At 67.7% G+C, this 6633-nt stretch carries 5 protein-coding genes; 1 reads left to right on the plus strand and 4 read right to left on the minus strand.

From position 1 onward, the window contains the following. Nucleotides 1-81: 81 nt before the first annotated feature. Nucleotides 82-2277 (plus strand): GH92 family glycosyl hydrolase, encoded by a 2196-nt coding sequence (locus AC4JJG_RS04085; RefSeq protein WP_495399658.1) that lies wholly within the window; start codon nucleotides 82-84, stop codon nucleotides 2275-2277. 218 nt (nucleotides 2278-2495) lie between these two features. Here AC4JJG_RS04085 and AC4JJG_RS04090 read toward each other — a convergent pair whose 3' ends face one another. Genes AC4JJG_RS04090 through AC4JJG_RS04105 form a run of 4 tightly spaced genes read right to left on the minus strand, consistent with a single transcriptional unit; the run spans nucleotide 2496 to nucleotide 6111 of the window. Continuing rightward, nucleotides 2496-2852: a GNAT family N-acetyltransferase gene (locus tag AC4JJG_RS04090; RefSeq protein ID WP_495399659.1), complete on the minus strand. Its 357-nt coding sequence runs from the start codon at nucleotides 2850-2852 to the stop codon at nucleotides 2496-2498. Between the two features lie 27 nt (nucleotides 2853-2879). Beyond that, complete coding sequence (locus AC4JJG_RS04095) at nucleotides 2880-3710, minus strand: ABC transporter permease (protein ID WP_495399660.1); 831 nt, start codon at nucleotides 3708-3710, stop codon at nucleotides 2880-2882. After that, a complete protein-coding gene (locus tag AC4JJG_RS04100; protein ID WP_495399661.1) occupies nucleotides 3707-4522 on the minus strand; it encodes an ABC transporter permease in 816 nt (271 codons plus the stop codon). Before AC4JJG_RS04100 ends, AC4JJG_RS04095 begins: the two co-directional genes overlap by 4 nt. Beyond that, the gene (locus AC4JJG_RS04105) at nucleotides 4519-6111 is read right to left on the minus strand and encodes an ATP-binding cassette domain-containing protein (RefSeq protein WP_495399662.1); all 1593 of its coding nucleotides are present in this window, start codon (nucleotides 6109-6111) and stop codon (nucleotides 4519-4521) included. The genes AC4JJG_RS04100 and AC4JJG_RS04105 overlap by 4 nt, the downstream gene beginning before the upstream one ends. Between the last annotated feature and the right edge of the window lie 522 nt (nucleotides 6112-6633).

Genomic DNA, 6633 nt, shown 5'->3' on the forward strand with positions numbered 1-6633 from the left:
TGAGAACCCGGTCCCCGCAAACGCTGGAACCAACTAACCGAGCCTCCAGCAAACCCGGGGCGATTCAACGGACAGGTCACCGTGCCCGGTCGTCCCGGTCTCGGCCACGTCCACGGCTGGGTCGGCGGGCCGGGCGGTCTGGTCGACGTTCCGCGGACGTACTTCTGGGCGGAGATCGATGTGCCGATCACATCTGCGATCGTCGGGGAGGACCACCGACGTGCGGTGACTCTGGACGTCTCCGGTGGGCGTACCGCCACCCTCGCGGTCGGGGTGTCGTTCGTGAGTGTGGAACAGGCGCAACGCAACCTGGAGTTCGATCGGGTGGCAGCAAGCGGTGGTTTCGACGAGATCCGCGCCCGGACCCGAGCCGCCTGGCGGGAGGCTCTGGGCAGGCTCGAGGTGGGCGGCACCGACGAATCCGTCACCACCGACGATCAGCTCACCACGCTGTACTCGAATCTTCATCGCGTGCACCTGTATCCGACGATCGCGCACGAGAACATCGGCAGCGTCGAGGAACCGGTGTGGGCGTACGCGGATCCGTTCACGCGAGCGAACTCCGACGGCCCGACTCACACCGGTCGTCGTGTCGTCGAGGGCACACTCACCGTCACCGACGGCTTCTGGGATTCGTATCGGGCGAGCTGGCCATTGCGCACACTGGTGCGACCGGAACTGACCGGCGAGTTGCTCGACGGTTTCGTCGAACATTTCCGGACCGGTGGCTGGGTGAGCCGGTGGTCGGCGCCCGGTCCCGCCGACATCATGACGGGCACATCGAGCGATGCGGTCTTCGCCGACGCGGCCATCGCCGGAGTGTCGGGACTCGAGCTGGAGTCGGCCTACGATTCGTGTCTGCGCAACGCCACCACGCCCTCCGACAATCCGCACGTCGGCCGGAAAGGCATGGCGCGCTCGATATTCCGTGGATATACCGACACCGGGACGTTCGAGGGAATGAGCTGGACCGTCGATGCAGCGATCAACGATGCGGCCATCGCGGAGTTCTCCCGATACCTCGCGGAGACGAGGCCCGACGATCCCCGCATCGAGGAGTACCGCGCGAACGCCACATGGTTCGCGGCCCGCGCAGCCGGCTACGCGAACGTCTTCGATCAGGAGACCGGGTTCTTCCGTGGACGCGAGCCCAGCGGGGAGTTCCGGCCCGCCGACGACTTCGACCCGCGGGACTGGGGACTGGACTACACCGAGACCAACGCCTGGGGGACCGCATTCACCGCACCACACGACGGGGAAGGCCTTGCCGCGCTGCATGGCGGGCGAGAAGCGCTGGCGGACAAGCTCGATCGCTTCTGCGCGTTACCCGAGACGGGTCGTGAGGAGTTCCGTGGCGGCTATCCGGTGGTGATCCACGAGATGCGGGAGGCCCGCGACACCCGGATGGGCATGCTCGCGCTCTCCAATCAGCCCGCGCATCACATTCCGTTCATGTACGCCTACACCGGGCGGCACCACCGCACCCAGGCACTGGTTCGCGAGGCCATCGCACGGCTGTTCACCGGCTCCGACATCGGTCAGGGATATCCCGGTGACGAGGACAACGGTGAGATGTCCGCGTGGTACCTGCTGGCCGCCTCGGGCCTGTATCCGTTGTCCATCGGATCGGGCGAATTCGTGCTGACCGCACCGTCTTTCCGCAAGCTGCGATGGACGCTGGACAATGGGGCGGAGTTGGTGATCGAGGCGCCCGACGTGTTGCCGGAGAACATCTATGTCCAGTCGGTGTCGATCGACGACGAGCCCTGGAACGAGATCACGGTGCCGCGCGACCGGCTGACCCGGGGCGCGCGCATCCGAATCGACCTCGGCCCGGAACCGTCGGACTGGGCGCGGAATTCGGTACCGCGCTCGCTCTCGGGACCCGACGGTCCCCGCCCGCCACGGGATCTCACCGACCCGGTAGCGGCGGCGACCCGGTCGACCGGCGTGCCCGGCGCCGAATGTGCCTTCGACGACTCCTCGACGGAGACCGTCGGCGTCGACGCGGGCCACCGAATCGACTGGGACTTCGGCGAACCGGGGGAGATCGTCGACCACTACACCGTCACCCCCGCACGAACCGGACGGTACCGCTGGATCGTCGAGGCCGACGGCCAGGTGATCGATCGGCGGGACGCCGACTTCGCGTGGGACCGGCAGACCCGCGTCTTCCGGATCACCGACCCGGCCCCGCATGTGGTCTACGGATTCCGTCCCGAAACGGATATCGATATCGCGCAGTTGGAGTACCTACGCCTCGACGCCGTTCGGTGATCGAGTAGCTGACGAGCTGAGTGCCCACCCGGTGATCGAGTAGCGACCGAGCCGTCGTCCCCCCGGGTGATCAAGTAGCAGCCGAGCGGTCGTCCATCCGTTGATCGAGTAGCAACCGAGCCGATAGGCGAGGCTGCGTATCGAGATCGGCGTGCGGGATCTCGATACGCTCCCGGCTAGCGCCTCGAGCTACTCGATCAGCGGCACGTGCACGTCGATCAGCGGTTGGCGCGCAGCCACTCCAGGGTTTCGGGTGTCACCGCGCGAGCGGCCTCCGCGGCGAAGTCCGGGTTCTTCTTGAGGTAGGCGGCGACGAGCGGGCACACACCGACGATCACGCGTCCGGCGGACCGGGTGTCGTCGAGGGCTTCCTTCACGAGGATGGTGGCCAGACCGCGTCCGCCGAATTCGTCGGCGACCTCGGTGTGGAAGAAGATCCGTTCGGGTGTGCCGTTCAACTCGCGGTCGCGGTATTCGGCGAACCCGGCGACGGTGCCGTCGACCGAGATGTCGTAGCGCTGCGCGGAAGGGTTGTCTGCGACGGAAGCCTCGGCTCCGGTCTTGTCGGTGGCCATGGCGCCGATTCTACGGATCGCGAACGATCAGCGCGCCGTGGCGGCCTTGCGGTAGCCGCGCAGTGCCGGATAGGTGAACACCACCAGCAGCACGACGGCCCAGATGATCACCTTGGTGAGGTTGGCGGCGATCGGTCCACCGGAGGCGAGGGAGCGCATCACCTCGATGGCCGGCGTCATCGGCTGGTTCGCGACGATCGGCTGCAGCCATCCCGGGTAGGCGTCGATGGGGCTGAAGCCGGAGTTGAAGAACATCAGCACGCTCGACAGGAGCGAGATGATGGGCACCAGCGGGGCGTGCGGTCGTGCGTTGATCGCGAGCGCGAGCACCATCGTGGAGAAAGCCATCCCGTACAGCAGCGCCACCCCGACGATCCCGAACGCCGCCCAGATCCCTTGTGTGAAGCGGAATCCGATGAACAGACCGGCGATCAGCAACACGACGGTCGACACCAGGATCCGCAGCAGTTCGGCGGAGATGCGCGCGCTCAGGTCGGCGGCCCGGTTGATCGGCAGAACGTACAGCCTGCCCAGGAGACCTGTGCCACGTTCGGTGTTCAGACGGACGGCACCCGCCATCGAACCGAACATCGCACCGACGAGGATGACCAGCGGCACGGTACCGAAGGCACTGTCCATTCCGGTGGCCTTGCCGATGGCGTCGCCGAGCACCACCTTGAACATGATCATCGACAACGCGGGGAAGAGCAGGCTCTGACCGAGGGTGGCGTAGTCGCGCACCCACACCGACAGTTGCCTGCCGGTGAGAATCCACGTCTGTTCCGCCCAGGCCGCGAACGAGCGTTCCGGTCGCATGGTGAGTTCCGACTGTGCCGCGGTGTCCGGTGGCAGCATCATCGGCCCCACCTCCGTTCGGCCACCCACATCAGCACGGCCGCGAGCACGGCCATACCCGCGCACCAGTAGACCGTCGGCGCGACGACGGACCAGGTCGCGCTCCCGTCGTTGAAGGCCCGCATGGCGTCGGTGAACTGGGATACCGGCTGATTCCGGGCGAAGGGCCGTATCCACTCGGGGAACTGGCTCGCCGGCACGAAGCCGGTGGACACCATGCCGAGGATCAGAATCGGCAGACCGAGTAACTGGCTGGTCGCCTCGGGGCCTTTCGCGATGAGGCCCAGTGCGTCGGCGATCACCGCGACCAGCACACCCACGGTCACCGCCACCGCGTACAGGCCGACGGTCCCGAGGAATCCGCCGTGCGGCCGCCAGCCGATCACCAGACTCGCAATCGTCGCGAACACGAGGGACACCGCGAGCAGTGCGGTGTTGGCCGCCGTGCGGGCGAGGATCGGGATCGCCGGGTTCATCGGCAGCACCCGGAATCGCGTGTTGATGCCCTGCTGCCCGTCCAGCGACGCGCGCATCGCGGCGGCCGACGCGACGAACCCGACGGATTGCAGCGCGATGATCGGCATCAGGTACTGGGCGTAGTTCATGCCGGGGTAGGCGTTCATGATCGAACGCAGCGGCAGGTAGAAGCAGACGGCGAGGAAGATCGGCGCGATGATCGCGAAGATCACCTCACCGTTGCGGATGACGCTGCCCAGTGCGCGTGCGGTCAGGGCCGACAGTTGGCGGCCGCTGCTGATCCGCACGGGCAGATCGAGCGGACCGTCGGCCGGGGCACTCACGGGCGCCTGCGTCATCGGATCGGTGTCCCCGGGATCGGTTCGGTGGGGGAATCCTGCTCGGCCACATCCGCCACCTCCGGCCCGTCCGAACGCCGAGACGCGGGGGCGGCCGACGGATCGGTGAGGGCGAGGAAGACCTCGTCGAGGGTCGGCCGACGGAGCGCGACGTCGGCGAGGCGGATGCCCGCCTCACTGGTGCGCCGCACGATGTCGACCAGTGTGTCGGCCCCCTCGGGGGCGGGGACGGTGACCGACAGCGCGGTGGGTGCCGGGATCTGATCGGGGGAGATGAGATCGGCGAGAACTTCGTAAACCCGGACCGATTCACCGGGATCGGTCGGGGTGACCTCGTAATACGAGGCGCCCAGTGCGGACTTCAGTTCGTCGGCGGTGCCGCCCGCGATGACCCGGCCGTGATCGATGACGACGATCTGGTCGGCGAGGGCATCGGCCTCCTCCAGGTACTGGGTGGTCAGCAGGATCGTGACGCCCTGGTCGCGCAACTGCTCGACGAGTTGCCAGACCTCCTGGCGGCTGCGCGGGTCGAGGCCCGTCGTGGGTTCGTCGAGGAACACCACCTCCGGCCGGGTCACGAGTCCGCAGGCGATGTCGATGCGCCTGCGCATGCCGCCGGAGTATTCACGGACGCGCCGTCCCGCGGCGTCGGTGAGCCCGAAGCTCGTGAGCAGTTCGTCGGCGCGGGCGCGGGCAGCGGATTTGGACAGGCCGAGCAGGCGCCCGAACAGGATGAGGTTCTCGCGGCCGGTGAGCGCCTCGTCGAGGGCCGCGAACTGTCCGGTGAGCATGATCGATCGCCGCACCCCGGCCGGATCGTCCGTGATGTCGTGCCCGGCGACGAAGCCGGTGCCACCGTCCGGTTTCAGCAGGGTGCAGAGCATGTTGACGGTCGTGGTCTTGCCCGCTCCGTTGGGTCCGAGGAGCCCGAGGATGGTGCCCTTCGCGACGCTGAACGTGACATCGGCGACGGCGACATGATCGCCGAAGCGCTTTTGCAACCCGGAGGCGACGATCGCGGGCAGCGGGCCGGTGGGCGTGGCGGCCGGAACCTGACCGGAGGGGCCGGCGGGGCCTGCCGACACGTCCGGGAATCCGTTCGGCGGGGCCGTCGGATTCAGGCCGTTCACCGACTGCTGAGGATGTTCGTCGGGTCCGGCGACGTACCGCATGGCTGGCTCCGGATGCTGTGGCGCGTCGATCGGCGGGGGATACCAGGGCGAGTGCTGGGCCTGGTCGGCGGGAGACTCGCTGGTGTGTGCCGGTGCGACGCCGGATGTCTCCTGCGGGCTGAGCCAGCCGCCGGCGGCCGGGGGTTCGGGGATCGCGTGCGCGGCGGGTGTGTCGGCTGGGACGGCCGGGATGGCCAGCCCCGGTTGCGGGGTGCCGACGACCGGGGTGTCCCCGGTCGACGGCCCGGCAAGCCAGGGATCGGCCGGGTGGTCGCCGTGGCGGTCGCGTTCCCAGAGTGCGGGGTCGCCCGGTGGGTCGAGGGGCAGCAGGTCGGCGGGATCGATCGGATCGGTCAGCGGATCGGGAGCCCGGCGGAGGCCGCTGGACGCGGGATGCAGTCCCGGGTGCTCAGTCATGGGGCTCCTCTGGTGGATCGGCTGGTGCGGTTCGGCGACTCGGATGTGAGTGACGACTCAGGTGTGAGTCATCCGTCAAACCTACGCAGTCCCACGGTAGCGGTGACCTCGCGTGGCGACGTGTTTCTCGTTCCGCCCGGGGGTTTCGTGCTGACGCACGAGATCCCGGTCGTCTGAATACAGGACACTCACCCCTCCGCGAGTATCGTCGGACGTCCCCGATTCGCTACCGTCGGTGTGTCGGGTGTGCACGACGTTGTAACGATAGGGGAGCAGCCGCCGACAATTCGACGTGATGGGTTTTGTGGAGGTGTCACATAGGAATGGGTGCTCCGGAGCGCCGCTGAGATATGACGTCGGGGGTACGACAGTCGACGACCGCCACCGGTTTCGGTGACGTCGGCGACAGAGTGATGTACGGACGAACGGTAAAGGTGCGTGACGCGGTGCAAGGGGAGATTGCACACACCGTCTGCGCACCTGCTGACCGGTCGTCACCGACCGACTGGGGGGTGAAACTGG

Source organism: Gordonia sp. B8661-1 (assembly GCF_059427765.1).